Genomic DNA, 23,263 nt, shown 5'->3' with positions numbered 1-23,263 from the left:
GAAAAAATTACTCATTCTAAGCTTAGTAACTTTAACGGTCTTATTTAGTTTTGGAACTTCTACATTTGCTGAAGAAGAAGCACCTCGACCAACATCGTCTGGAAATACAAACTAGTAAAAGTCTAGTCATGGACTTTGGATAAATATTTAACTTATATCACCCACCTGTGCAATTACAGGTGGGTGTCTATGTTATTTGTAAGGAAACTTGAAGAACTTCAGGTAGAAAGTTGAGAAAGATGAAAAAAATTTGTTTTTTTGAAACCATAACGTGATGGTTTTCGTTATAATATACTAGATAGGATTTTTTATGAGTCACATAACAAGACAGTATTAAAAATAACGGAGGTGAATCCCTCGAAATGAGGGAACATATTGGACTCGAGTATATTAAATATCATTTTATTAATCATCTTTTTAGGTTTGACAGCATTTTTCGTAGCGGCTGAATTTGCAGTAGTCAAAATCCGTAAATCCAGAATTGATCAGTTAATCGAAGAAGGTAATAAAAAAGCTGAGATTGCAAAGAAAGTTGTAAGTGACCTTGATTATTACTTATCAGCTTGTCAATTAGGTATTACAATCACCGCTATTGGGTTAGGTGCTTTTACAAAGCCTTATGTTAAGCATTTAATGTATCCTATTTTTGAATGGCTCAATACCCCTGAAACTGTAATGAATATTTTATCTTATGGTATTTCACTTGCGATTGTAAGTTACCTACATGTCGTTATTGGGGAAATGGCACCAAAAACATTAGCGATTCAATTTTCGGAGAAAGTCACATTAATGTTGGCACCAAGTCTATATTATTTCGGTAAAGTAATGTATCCGTTTATTAGAGCATTAAATGGTACTTCACGATTTCTGTTACGTGCTGTAGGTGTTAAAGGAGCTAGCGAAGATCAAGCCTATTCAGAAGAAGAGCTTAAAATAATCATGTCTCAAAGTTTCCAAGGTGGGGAAATTGATAAGCAAGAATTAGAATATATGGAGAATGTATTCGCCTTCGATGAGCGTGTTGTCAAAGACATTATGGTTCCTCGCCCAGAGTTCGTTGCTATTGATAGGGATATGAATACTACAGAAATAGTATCGATTTTAGATGAGCATAATTACACTCGTTATCCAGTCGTTGAGGAAAACGATAAAGATAAAATTATTGGCTTTGTAAATGCAAATAAGTTACTTAGTCGCATAGTAACGAATCGTCCTGCTGATTTGAGTGATTTTGTTCGCACGATTCCATTTGTGTTTGAGCAAACACCGATTCAAAATGCATTATTAAAAATGCAGGAGGAGCGTGTACATATTGCGGTAGCTGTCGATGAATATGGTGGTACCGCTGGTATTTTAACGTTGGAAGATATACTAGAAGAGCTCGTTGGAGAAATTCGTGATGAATTTGATGCGGATGAAGTGGATGAAATTCGTAAGACGGGCGAAAACGAGTATACAATTAACAACCGAACATTATTAGAAGAATTAGAGGATCGCTTTGGTATTGATTTCGAGGATAGTGAAGATATCGATACAATTGGTGGTTGGGCACTAAATGAAGGTTTTAAAAACACATCGGAAGTTAACGAAGGAATGGAAATACAGCACGGTGATCATCTATGGGTTATTGGTGAAGTAGAAAACTACCATATTAAAGAAGTGATCTTCAAACAAAATTATTTTAAACAATAATTACGATTATTAATGGAGGTGAATCCCTTTCCATAAGGGAGTTAATTGGACGGTATAATTATTTTAAACTTAGCGTTAATCACATTATTTATTTTATTGACAGCGTTTTTCGTAGGGGCAGAATTCGCGATTTTAAAAGTGCGTATGTCACGAATTGATCAGCTTATCTCGGAGGGAAATAAAAAAGCAGTCGTCGCCAAGAAAGTTACACAAGATTTAGATTACTATTTGTCAGCCTGTCAGCTAGGAATAACAGTGACAGCTCTGATTTTGGGAGCACTTGGAGAACCAACCGTTGAAAAAATGTTAGCACCAGTATTTGAATATTTAAATTTAGGTGAAGCTCTTTCAACCGCACTTTCCTATGCCATAGCGTTATCGGTTGTCACATTTTTACACGTAGTCCTTGGTGAATTAATGCCTAAAACATTAGCAATTCAATATGCTGATAAAATGACACTTCTTTTAGCACCACCTCTTTATTGGTTCGGGAAAGTTTCTAAGCCGTTTATCTCAGCGTTAAATGGTTCCGCTCGTTCGTTATTAAAAATATTTGGTGTAAAGCCTGCGGGACATGACGAAGTGTATTCTGAAGAAGAGTTGAAAATGATTGTTACACAAAGCTTTGCAGGTGGAGAAATCAACCAAACCGAACTTGCTTATTTGGAAAATATATTTGCATTTGATACTCGTCAGCTAAAGGACATTATGATTCCCCGGTCAGAGGTGATTATGTTAGAGAAACAGCAAACGCTTGAGCAAATGGTGGCAGTCATTGAAGAGTTCGAATATACACGCTATCCAGTCATTGACGTTTTAAAAAAGAAGAATGACGTAATTGGATTTATTAACACAAAGGAAATGTTAACGGATATCGCTGCTGGACGTTCTAATGACGTGACATTCTTCATCCATGACATCCCAAGATTTAAAAATTCAACAGTTATTAAAGAGGTATTCTTAAAAATGCAACAAACACGTAAGCACATGGCCATTGTAACAGATGGCAAAGGAGTTATCGTGGGCCTAGTAACAATGGAGGATATATTATCAGAAATTGTTGGTGAGATCCAAGATGAAGATGATGGAGATTTCGTATATGCAACATAACGGTGTTTTTTAAACAATACATTTGAACAGTAACCCGAATAGTGTACACGTAACAAGTGGACCTATTCGGGTTTTAATGTTAGAGAATAGATTAAATACAACCATCACGTTTTAGTTTTGATTATTTTGAGATCAAAATTATTTGCGGAGGGGGATAGCGATGAAAGAATTATATTTGGAGACTGATCGCTTGATCCTCAGAACATTTAATGAGGAAGATTATGAGAGCTGGTCAAATGGATTTAATAATCGATTACCTTCTCAATATAAATATGACGAAGGATACAAAATAATGGAGAAGGCGTCTAATGAATGGTTCTCTGATTGGATCAAAGGTTTTAATAAGGCTCAAGAGAACGATGAAATGTATATAATGGGTATTTTTAGAAAAGAGGATGGAGTTAATATCGGAAAGGTAGAACTAATCACAATTCTTAGGATGGATTATCAATGGGCTATGATGGGATATTCTATTCATAACCAATATTGGAAAAAGGGGTATGGAGTCGAAAGTGTGAGAGAAGCTAAAAAATATTTTTTTGACTCGTTAAAGTTCCAACGAATTGAACTTCATATTAATGTTGATAATAGACCGTCCGAAACTCTTGCTAAAAGAGCCGGCTTTAAATACGAGTGCACACGAGAGAAGTTTTCTATGGAAGAGGAAGAATGGGTAGACTTTCTAATTTATTATGCGCTTAGAGAATAAGCTTGTTCCTTGGATCAGTAACATTTGAAACGAACTAAAAGATCGAATATTTATATTTTTCGCTAAGTAACAAATAATCCTATTGACATTCGTTTTACATACATGATAAATTTATCCACAATAAAACCATACAAATTCGTTGATGAGAAAAAGTAAAAGATAAATCTATTCCAAAGAGAGCCGATGCTATGCTGAAAGTCGGTGTTTGGGTTATTTTTGAAAATCCTCTCTGAGAAGTCGCACTGAACTAAGTAAGTGTGATCGGGTGTCTACCGTTAAAAGGAACGCGTATGCTTGTACGTGGCTAAGTGCTATTGAGGTGAAGATTTCAATGGAATTAGGGTGGTATCACGGTTAAACCCGTCCCTTTACTGGGGCGGGTTTTTTGTATGTTTTATTAATTTGAACGTGGAGTGATATCAGATGGTTAACAAGGACGTAAAGAAGACGGTTTTACAACGCGAGCGGCAGATAAGAAAAATGTGGGAGGAGCATAATGTATTTCAAGCATCTATTGAGCAACGAGATGGAAATCCTACATTTGTGTTTTACGAAGGTCCTCCTACAGCGAACGGTTTGCCACATGTAGGGCATGCCCTCGGCAGAACGATAAAGGATCTGGTCGCTAGATATAAAACAATGAAGGGTTATCAGGTCATTCGAAAAGCGGGCTGGGATACCCATGGGCTACCAGTTGAACTTGGCGTAGAAAAACAGCTTGGTATTTCTGGTAAGAAGGATATAGAAGACTATGGGGTCGAAGCATTTATCAAGAAATGTAAGGAAAGTGTATTTGTTTATGAAAAGGAATGGCGTGACTTCACAGAAAAGCTGGGATACTGGGTCGATATGGATAGCCCCTATATGACGATGAGTAATAGCTACATTGAAAGTGTATGGAATATCCTTGGTACTATACATGATCAAGGTCTGCTGCAAAAAGGTCATCGGGTTTCCCCATATTGTCCTAGTTGTCAAACGACCTTAAGTTCACATGAGGTATCTCAAGGGTATAAAACGGTTAAAGACTTATCAGCAATAGTTAAGTTTAAACTTACACATAAAGAGAATGAGTATTTTCTTGGATGGACTACTACTCCTTGGACACTGCCGGCAAATGTAGCCCTAGCGGTTAATCCTTCGCTTGAATATGTTCGAGCGAAGAAAGGGGAGGAGGTATATATCCTCGCAAGAGATTTAGTTAAAAAAGTCTTGAAAGATGGATATGAGATTCTTTCCACCTTAAAGGGGGCAGAATTAGAGGGTCTTTCCTATACCCCACTTTTTGATCTTGTACATGTAAAAAAGGGATATAAAGTAGTTACCGCAAATTATGTTTCAAGTGATAGCGGAACTGGTATTGTCCATATCGCACCAGCGTATGGGGAAGAGGATTACAAAGTGATGAAGGAAAATAGCTTATCTTTTATTCATGTAGTAGATGAAAGAGGGAGGTTTACAATAGCCGTCGAGGGGTTGGAAGGACGTTTTGTTAAAGAGTGTGATTTAGAGATTATACGATTACTCTCCCATAAAGGGCTACTGTTTTACAAGGAAAAATACGAGCATAGCTATCCCTATTGCTGGCGCTGTGATTCCCCATTGCTCTATTACGCAATGGAAAGCTGGTTTATACAAACTACAGCCTTAAAAGAACAATTTTTAGCTAATAATGAATCCGTATCTTGGCATCCAGAGCACCTCAAACATGGTAGGTTCGGCAACTTTTTAGAGCAAATGGTCGATTGGAATATCAGTCGTAATCGTTATTGGGGCACCCCACTTAATGTGTGGGAATGCAGCAATTGTAAGCTTGAGCTCGCCCCTAAGAGTATAGAAGAATTAAGCAAGTATTCGCTACATCCTCTAGGAAGTATTGAGCTCCACAAGCCATACGTAGATGATGTTCGTCTCTGTTGCCCTTCGTGTGCTGGAACTATGAGGAGAACTCCTGAGGTAATTGATGTATGGTTTGACAGCGGTTCTATGCCATTTGCCCAATATCATTATCCATTTGAGAATGAGAAGCTATTCTCTAAACAGTTTCCAGCAGATTTGATCGTAGAGGGGATTGATCAAACAAGAGGATGGTTTTATAGTCTTTTGGCTGTTTCTACACTGTTCACAGGTAAGTCACCATATAAGCGTGTTCTTTCCACTGGGCATATTTTAGATGAGAACGGCCAAAAGATGTCTAAAAGCAAAGGAAATGCGTTGGATCCCGTTGAGCTGATCCAACACTATGGGGCAGATTCGCTGAGATGGGCTTTACTCGTTGACAGTGCCCCCTGGAATGCAAAAAGATTTTCCGAACGAATTGTTCAAGAGGCGAAATCTAAGCTGGTTGATACATTAGACAATGTTTATCATTTTTATACGCTCTATACTACTTTAGATAAATATGTGGTAACGGGAGATAAAGCCCTTCAGCAAACAACATTAGATAAATGGATTCTATCCTGCCTTCATAGTACAATTCGCAACGTTAACATTAAATTAGATGAGTTTAACTTTACGAGTGCAGCCAGAGATATTGCACATTTAGTGGAACAAATCAGCAACTGGTACGTAAGAAGGTCGAGGGAACGCTTTTGGTCAAGTGGTCTTAATAAGGATAAGGTAGCAGCATATGAAACGCTTTACGAGGTATTGACTAAAGTAAGCCAATTACTTGCGCCATTTACACCTTTTATCGCGGAAGAAATATACGTGGGACTTACTGGGAAAAGTGTCCATCTTGCTGATTATCCACAGTCTGATGAATCCCTAATCGATCAATTACTCGAGCGAGAAATGGGTGAGGTATTACAGGTTGTTGAACTAGGAAGAAGCATTCGCAACAGTCTTGCTATAAAGGTAAAGCAGCCTCTAGCACAATTGTTTGTGAAGAGCAGCAAGCCAATAAATTGGAGTGCATATGAAAATATTATAAGGGAAGAGCTAAATATCAAGGAGATTCATCTGCTTAACAGCGGAGAAGAATATTTTACTTCAACTGTGAGATTAGATTTTAAAAAATCAGCTGCTAAGTTTGGCAAACATTCAAATAGTATTAATGTGAGGCTAAATAACTTAACATCTAGTCAGGTAAGCGAGCTTATTCAAAATAGAAGTATAAAGTTAGAAGAAAATCTTGTTTTACTAGAAGACGTTTTAATAGAGAATAAAGTAAAGGATGGCTTTGCTTATGGAACTAGTAATGACATGACCGTTGTGATAAATGTGACATTAACGGAAGCCTTGATACGTGAGGGGTGGATGCGTGAGTTAATCAGGGCAATCCAATCCTATCGGAAGCAGTTGCTTTTACCTGTAGAAAAAAGAGTAAATATCACCCTTCACACAACTGCCGAGATGCATGCAATCATAAACAATTTTTATCCATTGTTAGAACAAAGTGTATTAATGAATCAGCTTATCGTTAAACAACAAAGAGTATCAGGTATAAGTGTGACGATTGGTGGTCATGAGATTGAAATAGCACTCGAATAAAAACTAAAAAAAGGGACATTCTTTCGCGAATGGTCCCTTTTCAAGTCTCTATTAATGCCAAGTATTTCTTTCCACTAAACGAGCATATAAAACATAAAACTCTCTTTCTGGATATTTCTGTTTCATTTTATCAATATGTTTAACAGCATACTCTTCTGCCTCTTCATAAGTGAGGTGGGTCATAGTGCCGCCTGAATTGGTGTACATAGGAGAAGTTGCTTCGTTAATTTGTACAAAGGTGAATGTGATATAAATCTTTTCAGGAAGGTATTGGGCTCTTTTTAATTCGTCATCTGCTGTTCGATCGTTTTCTGAAAAGTAGAATGTATCATGCTTATTCAACAATCCAACTCTCTTTAGTACCCACAGATCCGTGTAACCCATAGAAACTTCTTCTCGAAGGTTTGTATAAATTTCCTCTAGGCTATCACCTATTTTAGGGAAGGCATCTCCTCGGTTGGTTAAGTAAACAAAGTAGCTGATATTTTCAGTTTCATCCAGTAACTTCTTGATCATTTTGTTCCTCCTTTTGTTATGATAAAGTAAGTATATTACATTAATTCATACTATTGTTTATTTTCATTTAAACTTTAGTGAAAGGGTAGTGAAAATGGAAAAATTATTAACTTATATGAAGACAGTAGGAAGTTCTTCTATTCAACGTATACAGCTTCAACATCGCCTAGGGCTGGTACAAGCCTTTAATATTGAAAAGGGCATGAGAGTGCTAGAAATCGGGTGTGGTCAAGGTGATACAACAGTCGCATTGGCAGATGCAGTAGGTGAAACAGGATTTGTAATGGCAATTGATATTGCTGGCAGAGATTACGGTAAACCCATAACCTTAGGAGAAGCAACTGACTTTATAAAATCGTCCCCAATAGGTAACCGAATATCTTTTGATCTAGAAGCAGACTTCCTAACGATGAAAATAGACGAGGCATATGATGTAGCTATTCTCTCTCACTGTCTTTGGTATTTTCAAGAACCTGCTACGTTGCTTTCTTATCTTAAACGATTAAAGAAGGTAGCTAAGCGCATATGTATCGCTGAGTGGGATTTAGAATGGACTAAGCCAGAGCAGCTTGCCCACTTTTATTCAGCGAGCATATTGGCAATATATGCAGAACAGTTTGAAGACGAGGGTAATATCCAAAATATTTTCCACAAGGAACAACTTAAAGATATGCTGAAAGAGTCAGATTGGAACCTTGTTGACTCGAAAAATGTGGATGCATCGTTCCTACAGGACGGCAAATGGGAAGTAGACTATGCGATATCAGTGAGAGAGAAATTTAATCATTCTCCCGTTAAAATACAGACGCTAATTCAGAGTTATTATGCCTTACTAGAGAAAGCTTCAAATAAGAATGTTCAATCATTAAACAGTATAGTATTAATCGCAAACTAGCCTAACACGCCATAAGATTGCTAGACTCTTATGGAATGTTAGGCAGGGTTTGTCTCATCATTCACGATATCGGTTATTTCTTTAACAGCCTTTGAGGTTTTCACAAAATGAAGCCACTTTGCATTAGCGGTGATTTTATTTTTCACATGGAGCTCTACTATATCTTTATCCTTTAAAATTGTTTGAAGTGAGCTTATCTTGCCATTTACTTTGGCAAAGGCTAGTTTATTTGCCAAATTCGGATTAAGTGCATATGCAAAGTCAATGATGTTGGAGTTAATTGGTAACTTAATAATATCCATTTTTGGTGTGTATATTTCTATTTCTTTATAAAAAAGTTCTAAAGAGACTAGCTCACAAAATGCAATTGGGTTATTGGTAATGGATTTAGCAAAAGGAATCGAATTCCCTAAAAGAGAGGTACTTAGAGTTGTAGAATCAATGGTCTTTAAGCAAGCGAATATCCCATTCTGGTAGAAGTATTGTGTTTGCCTATCCTGTAAAACAATTGTCATTGGAATCCCAGCTACCCTAACCTTTGTTTTGAGCTGTTTGATAAAGGGGTGTTTTTCAATGGCAATTTGGTCTACAAAATGATCTGGCATTGTTTCAAATGTGGAATGCACGAGACCAAGAGCTGTATAGCAGTTGAAGGTAGAATCAATGGTAATGTGAACAGTAAACATATCAGAAAGGTAAAATCCTTCACTTAACAAGTTGTACCCTTGAAATAAGGGGATATTAATCCATCTATGTTTGGTAATTATGTGTGAAGTATCCTCTTTCATTAGTTTGGTAATAAATTCCTCATATGATTCTTCATAAACTTTTGTATAGTTATTTATCTTCTCTCGAAATTGCTTATACCGTTCCGGATGCAAATAGCTGAAGGCTAGCTCTTCCAACTCCCTTTGGAGTGTAAACAACCCTATTCTTTCTGCTAATGGTGAAAAATAAAGAAGTGTTTCGTTTGAATAGGGAATTTTCTTTTCCGTTCTTTTGATAGCCAGGGTTCTCATATTATGCAAACGATCTGCTAGTTTAATAGCTGCTATTCGTATATCTTGAATAGCATAGGATAGGAGCTTCTCCATATTAATGGCACTATACTCCTCTTTTTCAAACGTACCTTTTTCAAACTTCGTTAACCCATCCACGATAAAGGCGACATCTTTTCCAAATAAAAGCTCGATTTCCTTGAGATCAACTGTTGTATCTTCCACTACATCATGAAGTAAGGAGCAGACTAAAGTCGTTATGTCCGCCTTGTATTCGGACAAAATCAGGCACACCTCGAAAGGGTGGATAATGTAAGGTTCACCAGTTGCTCGTGTTTGGCCAACATGCGCCTTTTCAGCAAAATCCATGGCACTTTTTAGTTGAACTAATTCTCTTTCCTCTAAATAGTTACAGCTATGTATAAGCTGCTCTTTTACTTCCTTCATTTGAAAATCACCTCCATTTATTAATATATGTATTAAGTCCTCCTTGAGCAAAGCAATTTAGACTAATAAGTGGTATTTATATTTATTCTACCGAAATGTCAGAATTCCTTTTTAAAGGATAGAACAATCCTAAACATTTGGAGTCTCCCCGTATGAGCGCCAATAAATGAATGGAGAGTGTCCCATAAACAGTGAAAACTCGCCCGTAAAATATGAAATAATGTCCCATAAGGATTAAGAAGTGTCCCATAAATAAGGAAAGCGCCCGTAAATGGTTGGAGAGTGTCCCATAAACAGTGAAAACTCGCCCATAAAATATGATAAGTGTCCCATAAATTGAGTGTAATTCACTCGAGGTCACATGTTTCTAAACTATCTATTCGATGATCCTAATTTTTGATTAAAAGTTTCTTTTTAGATAAATTTAAAGTAATGCTTGAGGAGGGTTTAATATGAAATGTGGTGCAAAATGCTTTTTAGTGGAGATGGAAGTGAATGGAGTAGTAGAGGTTATAGCGGTGAACGCCCGATCACCAATTGAGGCAAGAAAAACTATTCGTTTAGAATATGGGAAAGAAACTAAGGTTCTCACAGTTACTCCCGAAAAAAGTTAGCCAATAATTTATAGATTATTTTTCTGAACGTTATATTAAATGACGCAAAAAATGAGCTGGACCACGTACTCCAAGCTCATTTTTTGATTGTGGTGTTTTAATAAAAACACAGTTATTCAATTTAGTCGACCTTTTTAGTAAAAGCCCAGATAAGACTAATTATTACTGAGCTTAATATAGTTGCCATTAATAAGGAAAATAAACTTACAAATAAAAATGAACCATAATCCTCTAATTCCTTAAACGGATTATCTGTAATGAAAGAATCACTTATCAGAAATACTAATAAAGTTGGGATAAAGATATAGGGAAATAATTTCTTGAAATAGCTGTTGAAATCTAGATATTTAGAGTTTTTTGTTTTGCTTATCATATAAAATCCCCCGTAGATAAACTACACCGTTGAGTGTCGCTCCAGAATTGAGTAATGCCACTTATATTCATTACTTTACATATATTAACTTATTCGACATAGTCGGATAAAAACCTTCCTCTTCATCATAAACTTCAAAGTTAACCATTTACCCATTACAGAGATTGTTAGGAATCATAGTTTAAGTGAAGCATCTAACAATTAAAACTAAAAACTACCTTTTTCCTCTAAATATATTGAGTCTCCTGAAAATTCTCTTTTATTCGTTAATTATTGTGATATGATAATTTCATCGTAAATTTTAGTCACGGGGGATTATTATGAAAGTTTTTTGGAGATGGATGTTTCAGCTAGGTGTTGCGTTTATTGGTATTGTACTGATTAGTGGATTACCGTTGTTAATTACAGGCTTCCAGCAAGGGGAGTTTTGGTGGAAAGAATATAGAGACCACCTATTTGGATTGTTTCCTTTAAGTAAACTATTAGAAAAATATGCGGGTTTGCATATTGGAGAATACATCCAATATTCTCTCGAGACTTTATTTTTGGCACTTATAGTGGCTGTTCTGTTAGCTCTATTTTTTACTGTGATCACTATGTTATGTAAAGAACGAGTTAGACAGCGGATTAAAACTGTTTTTTTCTTTTTGGAATCAATTCCGGATATATTGATTATAATGCTCATTCAGCTTCTAGTAATCATCATTCATAGGCATACAGGAGTATTTGTGAAGATAGCCGTTACAGGTGGGGAGAAAATTTATTTGCTTCCAGTAGTATGTTTGATGATTCTTCCTATGGTTCAGCTTTACCGATTAAGTATGCTTACTTTTGAGGCAGAGGAACGGAAAATGTATACAGAGCTTGCAAGATCGCTTGGATTCGGCAAATTGATTATTTTACTCATACATATGTTTAGAAATGCGATTATTAGTATCTTTTTTCAATCGAAAAAAACGATGTGGTTTATGCTTTCCAACTTATTTATCCTAGAACGTATGTTTAACATGCCAGGTATTATGTTTTATTTGAGTGCCAATATAACCGGAGAGTTATTTTTTATAACGGTGTGTAGCTTCTTTTTCCCAGTGTTCCTCCTGTATAGCTTTGGTGAATGGTATTTTCTACGTCATGTGAACAAGGGGAGAGCAATAGGATGAAGCAAAAATCAGTGTGGAGACAGCCTTATTTTGTGTTTGGATTTATTATATTAGCCTTCTTTTTATTAGGCAGTTTTATATTTGAATGGATTTTTGGACCAGATCCGAAGCAAACCTACTTTTTAATGGAGAATGGCAGAGTTATAGAAGCTGCGCCACTATCCCCTAGCTGGATGCATCCACTTGGGACGGATCAGTATGGCTATGACATGTTTGCTAAAATCATGCTTGGTGCAAAATATACCATCATATCGGCAATGGGTGTTGCAGCTGTCCGAATGCTCATCGCAGTACCGTTAGGGTTTGCAATCGGTACTTATTGGCAGAAGAGACGTACGCTTATTAACAGTGCTATTGATCCTCTACATTATATTCCCATGACGATCTTTTCTTATCTAATGCTTTACCCTGTGTTATGGGAGCCGATGGAGGGATTTTCTACAACAGTATGGGAGCGAATTATTATTCAAGTGGTATTAATGGCAATCATTACGGTACCGATAGTAGCTTCACTTATAGGTAATGAGGCGAACCTTCTCTATCAGGAGGAATATGTTTTAGCTTCTAAAACACTGGGTGCCGGCCGACCAAGAATTATTACTCGTCATCTATTTCCAATGATGAGAGAGAAGTTATTTGTTTTATATGGCCAACAGGTAGTAGAAACATTAGTGGTGTTCACACATCTAGGATTGTTGCAATTATATATTGGAGGTACGGCAGTTAGCTATGATCCTATGTTTGGAGACCCTCCAAAATCGATTGCCTATGAATGGGCTGGACTTTTTGGATCATCCTTCCGTTACCTACAAGGTGTGCCTTGGCTCCCACTAGGCCCTGCTATATGCTTTGCCTTAGTTATTTTAGCCATTTCCGCCATGATAGAAGGTTATACTCGGGCAGTGAATGGGCAAGTCAGAATTCCAAAGAGAAAGAAAGTGGCGTTTGTATCTGAGGACGTCGTGGAATGGAATAAGCAACAGCTACAGGATAAAATGCAACTTTTACATGAGGGGAAAGAAAAGCAGAAAGTTTAGGGAAATCTATAAATATCCTCTAAAGGCAGAGGTTACGATGTAGAGTGAATGACAGCTAGGCTCACATCAAAGACAAGCCTATGTTAACTAACGAGTTTATTTTAGAGGCACAAACATAGTAAAACGCACTTAAATTCAAAAAGTAATTCACAGTGCGTTTTTACTGTTTTAATTTTTGGGGATTAGTAGGTGAATTACACAATTAGGATAATGGATATTTATGTTAAAATGATATTACGGATCTAGAAAGATTGTAAAAGGGTGTCCTAGCGCTAACCGGGCAGGTTAATAAAATGGAGGGGAATTTTTGAAAAGAAACAAAGTACTATTTTTCATTATATCTGTGATTTTTTTATTATGCTTAGTGTGGATCTTATTTCCTAATAAAAGTTCAGAAGTAAAAAGTTTCACCTATGAGATAGAGGAAAACAATGATGACCTCATTTTTGAAGTTAACTTTCAATTCACTAATTATGCAGATGATTTTAGTTATGCAACTATTGTTTTAGACAGTATTTTTTATCAGCGACTTAAGAATCCCGAATCTATTGAACCCATTTTTTTAAACGGTGGAGTATCTGGTTCTACAACAATAATTATTAACAAAGAGGATTTAACTCCAGACTTTATTGAATCGTTAAAATCGAAGGAAATAAATCCTTTTCGTGCTATAAGTATCGGGGAAGAAATTATTTTGTAATAAATCAACTGATTGAGGCGTTCGTTAAAAAAGATAGAAAAGATCTGTGACATAACTAGTCAATAAATTAAAAGACGTGAGATCAGCAACTGATATGCTCCCCAATAGGTAGACAGATGAAAAAACAAAAATCTGTTTACCTGTTGGGGGTATTTTTTTATGGCGCGAAGTAAGCATACAGTTGAACAAAAGCTAACCGTTCTCCAACTGTTTGAGGATGGAAAATATACATTAGAAGAAATTTGTAGAATGCATGAATTAACCTATACTACACTTTACCGTTGGCAAGTGAAATATAAAGCGGAAGGATTAGAGGGGTTGAAGGAATCAAAAACTTGGAAACCTTACTCCAAAGAACTGAAGGAAGCTGCGGTACTAGATTATACACGTAATGGACTAACCATGAATGAAATACTCGCAAAATATCAAGTGAGTAGTGATTCTGTTTTGTATGGTTGGATTCGCAAGTATAATAGTCATAGCGAATTAAAAGACTCAAGAAAAGGAATGAGTAAAACTATGACTAAAGCTAGATCAACAACGGTAGAGGAACGCATTGAAATTGCACAATATTGCTTAAACAATCAACGAAATTATCTAGCAACTGCAGAAAAATATGGGGTTTCGTATCAACAAGTGTATAGCTGGGTGAAGAAATTAGAAACAGCAGGCGAAATGGCATTAAAAGACGGTCGTGGGCGCACGAAATCAATGGAAGAATTAACAGATGAAGAGAAATTAAAATTACGCATGCAACAAATGGAACGGGAAATGGAACGCTTGCGTGCAGAAAACTTATTCTTAAAAAAGTTAGAGGAAATCGAGAGGAGGCGTTAATCAATCAAATTCGCTTACAACAGCGTTATCTAGCGATTCAGGAACTACATACAGAGGAACGAATTCCGGTTATCGTCTTATGTAAAATCGCTAAAATTTCACGTGCTGCCTATTATAAATGGTGCGCGCGCACCTCAACAAAGCGCGAACAAGAAAACGAAGCTTTATTAGAGGGGATTCGCCTACTATACGACCAGGTTGATGGAATCTATGGATACCGTCGTATGACGCTGACGATCAATCGTTATCGTGAATTGGCAGGCTCACCTACGTACAATGAAAAACGAATTTACCGTTTAATGCGTATGTATCTAATACAATCTGTCATTCGTCGAAAACGAAAAGGATATAAGAAATCTACACCACAACACGTTGCAGAAAATCTGTTAAATCGTAATTTTAAGGCTTCCAAGCCAAATGAAAAATGGTGTACAGATATTACCGAATTCAAATATGGTGTCGGAAGAAAAGCATATTTAAGTGCGATTATTGATTTACACGACGGGTCGATTATTGGTTATAAACTAGGTAAATCCAATAATAATCGTTTAGTCTTTGACACGATTATTCCAGTGATCGAACAATTACCAGCTGGCGCCTTAACGATGATTCATAGTGATCGTGGCTTTCAATATACTTCGAAGGGATTTAAACGCATCGTAGATGGCGCTAAAATGACGCACAGCATGTCCCGAGTTGGCCGTTGTTTGGACAACGCTCCAATCGAGAATTTTTGGGGTACACTGAAATCAGAAATGTATTATTTACGGGAATTCCAGTCGTTTGAGGAATTAAGAAAAGCAGTTGATGTTTATATTTACTTTTACAATCATCAACGTTATCAAAAACGACTAAACGGCCTGAGCCCTTTAGAATTCAGAGCTCAAGCCGCTTAGTTCAATTTTTATTATTTACACTGTCTACTTGACAGGGGGCAGTCCAAACTTGATTTCATGTCTTTACTTTTTTAAGATAACTGATTTCTAATAAAAAATAATTTCTCTCTTCTCATTGGTTGGAGCAAAGCGACGAGGAGATTGAAATCGTGCACCGCAGAAAGCGCCCGCCGTAGCGGAAAACAGCTATATTGTATTTTGAAGAGACTTTTGTTGCAACCTTTTTTATCTTTGAAATATACTGTGATTCATTTTGTGAAATACTGTGTTATTAAGACGGTCATTTTACGTTTTGCACCTCACAAGTAAACCCGTAATTGTAATGAGTTTTTAAATTTAATATGGCCATCCGAGCAAAGGTCAGCCAGTCCGATACACCTCCTCCTCCAATGGTCTACATTACCATTGAATAAGAACGTATGTTTGTAATATACTAAGAGGAACGAATGTTTCTTTTGGGAGGGGAAGCTTTTATGTATGAGGGCTTAGAAAATCGAAGCATTATTTGTATAGACATCCGCAGCTTTTTTGCAAGCTGTGCTGCGGCAGAGGCGGGGCTTGATGTGATGAATACGCCTATTGCGGTTATTGGAAACTTGGAGCAGAAGGGAAGTATTGTGCTTGCTGCTTCACCTCCGATGAAAAAAAGGTTTGGTGTTAAAACGGGGTCCAGATTATTTGAAATACCAGACGATCCATCCATCCATCTGCTAGAGCCGAAAATGGAGTTTTTTGTTCGGGTTTCAATGGAGATAACACGTTATTTAAATCAGTTTGTCCCAAGTGAATCTATTCATGTGTACAGCGTGGATGAATGCTTTGCTGATTTAGGAGGAACCGAAAAGCTTTGGGGACCAATTGAGCGTACAGTCAAACGTATTCAGGATGGCCTGCATTATCAGTTTCAGCTTCCATGTGCAGTGGGATTGGGGCCGAATATGCTTGTGGCAAAGCTGGCACTTGATTTAGAGGCCAAAAAAACTGGCTTTGCCAAATGGACATATAAAGACATCCCTAAAAAGCTGTGGCCTGTTTCCCCGTTAAGTGAAATGTGGGGGATAGGATCACGATTGGAAAAAACGTTAAATAATATGGGGATTTTCAATGTAGGGCAGCTCGCAAACACTTCCTTGGATCTACTGGAGGAAAAATTTGGAGTGATGGGAAATCAGCTGTACCACCATGCCTGGGGGATAGATCTCTCGGAACTGGGAGCACCCATTGTAGATGGTCAAATAAGCTATGGAAAGGGTCAAGTATTGTTTCGCGACTATCGAACGAAAAAAGAAGTAATGGCAGTCATACTGGAAATGTGTGAGGACGTGGCAAGGCGAGCAAGAGAAGCTAATATGGTTGGACGCACTATCCATCTATCGGTCGGTTATAGTAAGGAGGTTTTTGGTGGTGGATTCAATCGTTCACGCTCTATAGATGAACCAACGAATGCGACCATGAAAATCTATAAAATATGCGAGCAGATTTTTGATGACTTTTACGACCGCAGTCCGGTAAGGAAACTATCCATTTCGATCACCAATCTAGAGCCAGAGAACTCGATGCAGCTAAGCCTTTTTGAGGAAGGGAAGTGGAAGGAACGAAAGCTTGGGAAAACGATGGATTATCTTCGGAACAAGTATGGTTCAACCGCTGTTTTACGTGCAGTTTCCTATACGGAAGCTGGAACTGCTGTTAAGCGGGCGGGCCTACTTGGAGGACATAAGAAATAAAAAAAGGAGGACTTGGACGTTGGTCACAAGCCTCCTTTTTTACATACTAGAACCACTATTTTAGTCTAGCTTAATCATGATAGTGTCATAAGGCATTACTTTCATACTTGGCTTAATGCATTGGTCATTTACCAAAATAGAACCGCTTTTTATTTTATCAACGACAACAGTCCTACTCCAATCAGGTATTTGTTGAGAAAGAAGAGAGTCAATACGATACACTCCTTCTATAGATTTAATCATTATATGAACTTCCGATACTCGATTTTCTAGATAAAGATGGACGGGTATTTCTGTCAAAATGCTTTTTTGATGTACAGGCTCTCGTCCATAAACCCTCTCATGCTTACGAAAAGCTTTATAAATGTCTAGCTTTTTATTCCAAGTGTGGTTTTTTTCACATTTGTAAATAGCAAATCGGTATATATGCTTCCCATTAGAATTATGTCTTCGTATATTAGTGTCGGTAAACGTAGAGTTTTTCCCACACATTTTGCAATGCTTTATCTCTGAACGAACTGTTTGCTTCTTTAGAATTTCCCAATCATGACGTATAACGGTCATTTCCTTCACCTCATATAAGATAAAGGAACAATTGCATCCGTTTGGACATTGGTAGAATCGTTATTAATTTGTACAACAAAAAAGAGACCCCAAAAGGATCCCTAAAAGCATACGAAACTACTGGTGTGCTCTTGTTCCTTTGTAATGGTAGATGGGCAGACTAATCCCTTGGTTAAAATAATCAGGAAAAGTGCTATCCAATTTAGTTGATCCATTACAAAGTAAATGTTGGCATAAGAGTTTTGTATCCTTTCTCCAAACAGATTTAATCGTATTGTAACATAAAATTTTTTATTTTGAGAATAGTTAAATTAATTAACTCTGTTAAAGGCTAGAGTTGTTTTTTCGTGAAGCGATTTAGTTTGTGAATGTTACACTTAAGCTAACGCAGCGGTTTAGTTGAACAAGAGGTCCTTTTTATAGCTTTAAAGAATATACATGTAACAATAATTATAAATGGGGGATGTAATGGAGTTTAGTGGGAAGGTAGGTTTAAGTGTTGGTTGGATAACATTGTTTTTAATGGGTATTGACTTATTTGTAGTATCTCCTTTACTACCGTTCATTTCGGAAGCCTATAATGTTAGTTCAGCGATGACTGGATGGATGGTAACAGTTTTTGCAGTCACATATGCTTTTTCCGCTCCTTTCTTTGGATGGTTTCAGATAAAAATGGACGGAGACCATTAATTACATTTGGCTTATTGTTGTTCGTCATTTCTAACATACTAACTGCTTTTGCTCCTTCATTTTTTTGGTTAATTGTTAGTCGTGTTTTAGCTGGTTTATCTGTTGCTTCAATTACTCCTTTGATTTACGCAATCATTGGAGATACTGCACCACCAAATCGGACAGGGACATGGCTTTCGATTGTTGTTTCAGGACACTTAACAGCTCTTTGGGCAGGAGCTCCATTCGGTATGTTATTAGAGCATTTTCTCGGTTGGCGTTCAGTATTTGTTATAATGGCTGTTATAGGAGCTATATTGGCAGTAGTAAATTTCAACACCTGGAAATATGTTCCTAGAATCTATTTAACAAGGAATCTATTTGAAGGAAATTTGCTAAGAATACTTGGTTCGGTAAGTGTTACAACCTTTTGGGCGATTTCAATGTATGCTCTTTATGTTTACTTAGGAGCTTCTCTTTATTCTGAAAATAGATTCTCATCAACAGAAATCGCATTAGCTATAACTTTTTATGGTATCGGAGCTGTTTTAGGAAGTCTTATAAGTGGACAATTAACAGATAGATTTGGAGAAAGGAATATATCGAAAGTTACGCTCATGTTCTTGACTCTAATATTTGTTTGTTTAGGTATATTCTTCACATCAGGTGATTGGATCTATTTCTTCTTGTTCTTATGGGCTTTAGTTGGGTATGCAGGATTTACTTCATACCAAGCAAGATTAGCGGTTGAATATTCATACGAACGAGGAATTGTCATGGCGTGGAATAATACCGCTTTGTATATTGGTATTACCCTTGGCTCAATGATTGGTGGTTTTGTCATTTCTAAATGGGGATACTCTTTCCTTCCGTATGTTTGTAGCATTGCAGCAGTTCTTAGTTTTGTCCTTAGTACCCAAAAAGTCAAAGAAACAAAAAAGGCATCAGCTGTTTCAGATACATGACCTCCGAATAAAGTCTTTTTGTTGAACTAACGAGGTGCTTAATAAAAAATCAATATCAAAGCAAAATGAGCCAGGAGGAAATATCCTAGCTCATTTTTTATGTGTATTTAAAATCAACCTTTACCTTTAACATAGCTAATTAATTTAACTGTTTGGTCATTAAAAGGTGGGGAATACCATCCTCCATGAAAGCATCGGAGGCTGTGTGATAACCGAGTTTCGCGTAGAAGCCCTCGGCGTGCGTTTGACCGTGAAGCTTAACCTTAGAAAGACGCATATCCTTCGCTATTTCCTCTAGGGAATGGATAATGACTTTTCCTAATCCGAGTTTACGGAATGGCTCTAAAATGCAGATGCGTTCTAGCTTTCCTACTCCATCGACCGCTCGAATACGACCCGTGCCTACTGCTTTATGATCGATAGACACTAAAATATGCTGGCACTGCCCATCCAACTGATCAAATTCATCAAATTCATCCTCTAAAGGGACACCCTGTTCTTCAACAAACACACTTTTTCTGATGTCAAAAGCTTCTTGTAATGAAGCATCAGATGCAATCTTTTCTATGTACATTATCATCATTCCTTTATAAATTAATATAAATCTATTATTTCATAAATTGAATCTATTTCCCAATTCGAGTTTTCAGTTAACGCTGTTTTTAAGAAGGTTTTTAACCTACGAATAGCGCATACTAAATTTAATCGTGAAAGTATTCTTCTTACAAGGAAGTGGAAGCTTAGTTGTTCACTAACCCTAAATATTACTAGATAAGGCTGCCAACTTCTTCAGGCAGCTTTTTCATTTTGATTGGGGATTGCGGGAAATTGGACTTAAACGGCGTTAAACACAATGGAAGTCTTTGGGGATAAGGAAGGTATTTTGCACATAAACAAAGAATTATTAAAACTAGGGGGTGAAAGCTCTGTATGTAATTGTCGCGTTAATAATAGTAATAACCTTTATAGTTTCAACTTTCTTATCCTTGTTTGTGTTAAAAAGGTGGGGTCGACGGAAGGCAATGCTGACAAGCTGTATAGTAAATGTGTGCTTTTTAGGAATAGCCGCGGCTAATTTGTATGCAATGGATGCTAAAGTATTTTTGAAGCTCACAAATAGCTCTTTAATTATCCTGTTATCCGTACCTATTCTCACATGGATCAATTGCTTCGTAATCATGCAAAAAAGTAAAAGATAGTAGTATTTTTATCATTATTTCAGAGCAATGGATAGACAGGAAGGGGGAGATATTTAGTTGAATGAAATTGTAGAAAACCAAATAGACATACATATTTTTAAGTTACTAGAGCTTGCCACGTCAACGGACAAAGTAATAGAAGAATATAATGCTTATCAACAAATAGAAACAAGAACGCTTTATGGCTGGAAAACCAATGACGTCTATGTTGCATGTATAGGAATAGAAATGATAGAGAGACATCATGCAGAAATAAAGCATATAGCAGTTACCCCAGATAGTCGAAAACAAAAGCTAGGAAGCAGGATGCTAGATTATGTCGTGCAGGAGTTAGGGCTTCATCGATTAACCGCGGAAACAGACTGTGAATCGGTAGGTTTTTATCGGCGATGTGGATTTACTGATTCGAGTCTTGGTGAAAAGTATCCTGGGGTAGAGCGGTTCTTGTGTGTGTGGGAAGAAAAGATCCTTGTTCATCAAACGAGATAGTGTGTCTAAGCATAATAAACGTATGAAGCAGGAGACAAAAACCAATATACAATCAAGTTAAATAACGGAGGAAAGCTAATGTTTTTTGAAATGACGGTCCAGATAAGAGTATCCGATTTCCAAAAAGGTCTTCAATGGTATAAAACGTTATTAAAAAGAGAGGCAGAGCTTATTCCACATGATGGGTTTGTGGAATGGGAAGTAATCTCAGGGTGTTGGCTTCAACTTTCAGTAGGCGTTCCAGCAAAGGGGAGCGGTCCATTGCGTTTAGCTGTGAAGGATTTGGAAGCAGAACGTGAACGAGTGATGAAGGAACTTTGTGTAGAATACTTCGAAATTCACTCGAGGGAAGAAGTTGGGGCCAAATGGGCTACTTTTATGGATCCATGGGAAAACCAAATTGGCTTTTTTGAATACATGGATAAACAGGAAGAAAAAGAGCGAATACAGTTGTTGAATAAGAATCAAAGTAATTAATAGCTCGTCTTCAGAAAGAGGGATTTTTTAAATGAACATTAGTATTGAAAGGCTAAAGATGGAGGATATAGAAGAGCTCTATCTTTTTGAATCCAAAAACAGGACTTATTTTGAACAGACCGTACCTTCAAGGGGAGGAGATTACTATCATCACGAAATATTTATGAGGAAGAATATTGCTTTGTTAGAGGAACAAGCAAGGGGAGAATCCTATTTTTTTCTCATCAAGGAATCCGAATCTATAATAGGGCGTATTAATTTAATAGATATTGACAAACAACAAAAAAAGGCGGATTTGGGCTACAGAATTGGAGCAGAGCACACAGGGAAAGGGATTGCTAGTCTAGCAGTAGCAGTGTTGCTACAAACCATTTCATGGGAAGAAATTAATCAAGTGAATGCTAAAACCACAGCTAATAACATCGCTTCACAAAAGGTTTTAGAGAAAAACGGATTTCAAAAGGTCCAAGCTAAGGAATTTTACATAGCCGGAGAAAGTATAGAGTTCGTTCATTATACGTTAATAGGTGGACATATTTGATTCCCGATCAGCGCTAAACAATCTATACATAATAACTTTTACAGATCAGTAGCTTAACGCACCTACAATTAATAGTGAAGTCAGTTCCTAGTGTAATCCTCAAATAATATAAAAAAATATAAAAATCCTTTCACCCTCTTATATAAAAGAATGAAAGGATTTTCTTAGTTTAGAAGAGGGACTCATGCCTCATAGATCATCTTTTTTGTCATGCCGCCGTCAATTGTTACATTTGTGCCTGTTACAAAGTTGTTAGAAGGATCCGTCAAATATAGACAGGCCTTAGCGATATCACTTGGTTTTCCTACACGACCCGAGAAATGCTGAGCATGGTCTACCTCCCGGAGGTCATTATAATCCCCAGTTTCAATCCATCCGGGAGATATACAATTAACTGTAATATTGTCCTTAGCTAATGAACTTGCTAAGGAATGGGACAGTGAAATAATGCCGCCTTTAGTAGCAGCATAGGACTCGGAGTTGGGCTCGGACATAAAAGCTCTTGTAGAAGCCATCGATACGATGGAGCCACCGTACTCATTAGTTCTCATAATTTTGGCTGCTTCACGACTACAAAGGAAAACACTTCGTAAATTTGTATGAATGACGTCATCCCACTCATCCAACGATAAGTCGTAAGGCGAGCTCGGTTGAAATTTCCCTGCATTGTTAATCAGTATGTCAATCGTTCCGAATTCTTTAGTAGTTTGTTCCATTAGATTTATAACGTCTTTTTCCACTCGGACATCCGTTTTTATAAAAAGACAAGAGTACCCCTGCTGTAAAAGAGATTCCTCCGTTTCTCTACCAAGCGATTCATTGCTATCAGCTAAAATCACGTGAGCACCGTTCTCTGCGTAAACTTGCGCAACTCCTCTGCCAATACCCTGAGCTGCTCCAGTAATGATTACTACCTTGTCATCGAACATTTTAATGCCGCCTTCCTATGTTTTTTTATTGTTTAGGAAATTATAAAATTGTGAACCTGTCGTTAAATTGATGTCTAGCTCCATCGCCTTGCCCCTCGGGTCAAATGGATAAAAGCTCCGGTGGCTGGGGAGCTGCCTCCTCGCTTTTCCCCATTTGCCTGTCGGGACAGACATAGGCGCTTGCGCTTTTCTTGATGTCTAGCTCCATCGCCTTGCCCCTCGGGTCA

Annotated in this window: 20 protein-coding genes, 1 pseudogene and 1 other annotated feature; of the genes and pseudogenes, 16 read left to right on the top strand and 5 right to left on the bottom strand. The window is 37.2% G+C overall.

All coding sequences use genetic code 11. The features are described 5' to 3' along the window. Positions 1–375 precede the first annotated feature (375 nt). From Q0371_RS07475 to ileS, 4 genes are all read left to right on the top strand, one after another. The gene (locus Q0371_RS07475) at positions 376–1,692 is read left to right on the top strand and encodes a hemolysin family protein (protein ID WP_298469971.1); all 1,317 of its coding nucleotides are present in this window, start codon (positions 376–378) and stop codon (positions 1,690–1,692) included. 45 nt (positions 1,693–1,737) lie between these two features. Continuing rightward, positions 1,738–2,802: a hemolysin family protein gene (locus Q0371_RS07470; protein WP_251553173.1), complete on the top strand. Its 1,065-nt coding sequence runs from the start codon at positions 1,738–1,740 to the stop codon at positions 2,800–2,802. 154 nt (positions 2,803–2,956) lie between these two features. Beyond that, complete coding sequence (locus Q0371_RS07465) at positions 2,957–3,511, top strand: GNAT family protein (protein ID WP_251553208.1); 555 nt, start codon at positions 2,957–2,959, stop codon at positions 3,509–3,511. Positions 3,512–3,641: 130 nt separating this feature from the next. Further along, positions 3,642–3,882, top strand: a binding site (T-box leader). Positions 3,883–3,934: 52 nt separating this feature from the next. Further along, entirely contained in the window at positions 3,935–7,003 is a 3,069-nt protein-coding gene (ileS, locus tag Q0371_RS07460; RefSeq protein ID WP_298469968.1) for an isoleucine--tRNA ligase, read from the top strand. 51 nt (positions 7,004–7,054) lie between these two features. Here ileS and Q0371_RS07455 read toward each other — a convergent pair whose 3' ends face one another. Then, positions 7,055–7,519: a hypothetical protein gene (locus Q0371_RS07455; RefSeq protein ID WP_298469966.1), complete on the bottom strand. Its 465-nt coding sequence runs from the start codon at positions 7,517–7,519 to the stop codon at positions 7,055–7,057. 94 nt (positions 7,520–7,613) lie between these two features. Between Q0371_RS07455 and Q0371_RS07450 the strand changes: the two genes are divergently transcribed. Further along, positions 7,614–8,414 (top strand): methyltransferase domain-containing protein, encoded by an 801-nt coding sequence (locus Q0371_RS07450; protein WP_298469964.1) that lies wholly within the window; start codon positions 7,614–7,616, stop codon positions 8,412–8,414. Positions 8,415–8,452: 38 nt separating this feature from the next. On the opposite strand, the gene Q0371_RS07445 is transcribed toward Q0371_RS07450, so the two are convergent. Beyond that, entirely contained in the window at positions 8,453–9,859 is a 1,407-nt protein-coding gene (locus Q0371_RS07445) for an HD domain-containing protein (RefSeq protein ID WP_298469963.1), read from the bottom strand. A 452-nt stretch (positions 9,860–10,311) separates the two neighbouring features. Between Q0371_RS07445 and Q0371_RS07440 the strand changes: the two genes are divergently transcribed. The 6 genes from Q0371_RS07440 to Q0371_RS07415 all read left to right on the top strand — a co-directional run bounded on the left by Q0371_RS07440 (position 10,312) and on the right by Q0371_RS07415 (position 17,203). After that, positions 10,312–10,473, top strand: coding sequence for a hypothetical protein (locus Q0371_RS07440; protein WP_298469962.1), 162 nt, complete (start codon positions 10,312–10,314; stop codon positions 10,471–10,473). Positions 10,474–11,166: 693 nt separating this feature from the next. Further along, positions 11,167–12,006, top strand: a complete 840-nt coding sequence (locus Q0371_RS07435; RefSeq protein ID WP_298469961.1) for an ABC transporter permease subunit — start codon at positions 11,167–11,169, stop codon at positions 12,004–12,006. Beyond that, entirely contained in the window at positions 12,003–13,043 is a 1,041-nt protein-coding gene (locus tag Q0371_RS07430) for an ABC transporter permease subunit (RefSeq protein WP_298469960.1), read from the top strand. The genes Q0371_RS07435 and Q0371_RS07430 overlap by 4 nt, the downstream gene beginning before the upstream one ends. 307 nt (positions 13,044–13,350) lie before the next feature. Next, a complete protein-coding gene (locus Q0371_RS07425; RefSeq protein ID WP_298469959.1) occupies positions 13,351–13,743 on the top strand; it encodes a hypothetical protein in 393 nt (130 codons plus the stop codon). Positions 13,744–13,902: 159 nt separating this feature from the next. Continuing rightward, a protein-coding gene (locus Q0371_RS07420) for an IS3 family transposase (RefSeq protein WP_298469958.1) occupies positions 13,903–15,476 on the top strand; the annotation gives its coding sequence in 2 pieces (ribosomal slippage) (positions 13,903–14,536 and positions 14,536–15,476; 1,575 coding nt in all). A 473-nt stretch (positions 15,477–15,949) separates the two neighbouring features. Beyond that, positions 15,950–17,203 (top strand): UV damage repair protein UvrX, encoded by a 1,254-nt coding sequence (locus tag Q0371_RS07415; RefSeq protein ID WP_169359212.1) that lies wholly within the window; start codon positions 15,950–15,952, stop codon positions 17,201–17,203. Positions 17,204–17,263: 60 nt separating this feature from the next. Here the strand turns inward: Q0371_RS07415 and Q0371_RS07410 are convergent, their stop codons facing one another. Continuing rightward, positions 17,264–17,767, bottom strand: coding sequence for a cytoplasmic protein (locus Q0371_RS07410; RefSeq protein WP_298469957.1), 504 nt, complete (start codon positions 17,765–17,767; stop codon positions 17,264–17,266). 456 nt (positions 17,768–18,223) lie between these two features. On the opposite strand from Q0371_RS07410, the pseudogene Q0371_RS19200 reads away from it, so the two are divergent. Both Q0371_RS19200 and Q0371_RS07400 read left to right on the top strand, forming a co-directional pair. Continuing rightward, positions 18,224–18,705: pseudogene (locus tag Q0371_RS19200) on the top strand (MFS transporter); the annotation flags it as partial. Beyond that, a complete protein-coding gene (locus Q0371_RS07400; protein WP_366518568.1) occupies positions 18,688–19,401 on the top strand; it encodes an MFS transporter in 714 nt (237 codons plus the stop codon). The pseudogene Q0371_RS19200 and the gene Q0371_RS07400, both read left to right, overlap by 18 nt. A 139-nt stretch (positions 19,402–19,540) precedes the next feature. Here the strand turns inward: Q0371_RS07400 and Q0371_RS07395 are convergent, their stop codons facing one another. Then, positions 19,541–19,975, bottom strand: a complete 435-nt coding sequence (locus Q0371_RS07395) for a GNAT family N-acetyltransferase (protein WP_298469954.1) — start codon at positions 19,973–19,975, stop codon at positions 19,541–19,543. Positions 19,976–20,657: 682 nt separating this feature from the next. Between Q0371_RS07395 and Q0371_RS07390 the strand changes: the two genes are divergently transcribed. The 3 genes from Q0371_RS07390 (at position 20,658) to Q0371_RS07380 (ending at position 22,107) form a co-directional block, all read left to right on the top strand. Next, positions 20,658–21,089 carry a GNAT family N-acetyltransferase gene (locus tag Q0371_RS07390; RefSeq protein WP_298469953.1) on the top strand — a complete coding sequence of 144 codons (432 nt, stop codon included), beginning with the start codon at positions 20,658–20,660 and terminating at the stop codon, positions 21,087–21,089. A gap of 78 nt (positions 21,090–21,167) precedes the next feature. Further along, positions 21,168–21,566, top strand: coding sequence for a VOC family protein (locus tag Q0371_RS07385; protein WP_169359208.1), 399 nt, complete (start codon positions 21,168–21,170; stop codon positions 21,564–21,566). 31 nt (positions 21,567–21,597) lie between these two features. Beyond that, positions 21,598–22,107 (top strand): GNAT family N-acetyltransferase, encoded by a 510-nt coding sequence (locus Q0371_RS07380; RefSeq protein WP_169359207.1) that lies wholly within the window; start codon positions 21,598–21,600, stop codon positions 22,105–22,107. A 182-nt stretch (positions 22,108–22,289) separates the two neighbouring features. Here Q0371_RS07380 and Q0371_RS07375 read toward each other — a convergent pair whose 3' ends face one another. Continuing rightward, the gene (locus tag Q0371_RS07375; RefSeq protein WP_298469952.1) at positions 22,290–23,036 is read right to left on the bottom strand and encodes a glucose 1-dehydrogenase; all 747 of its coding nucleotides are present in this window, start codon (positions 23,034–23,036) and stop codon (positions 22,290–22,292) included. Between the last annotated feature and the right edge of the window lie 227 nt (positions 23,037–23,263).

It is taken from the genome of uncultured Psychrobacillus sp., from assembly GCF_938022135.1.
Classification (GTDB): Bacteria; Bacillota; Bacilli; order Bacillales_A; family Planococcaceae; genus Psychrobacillus.
This window is presented reverse-complemented; position numbering and strand designations above follow the sequence as displayed.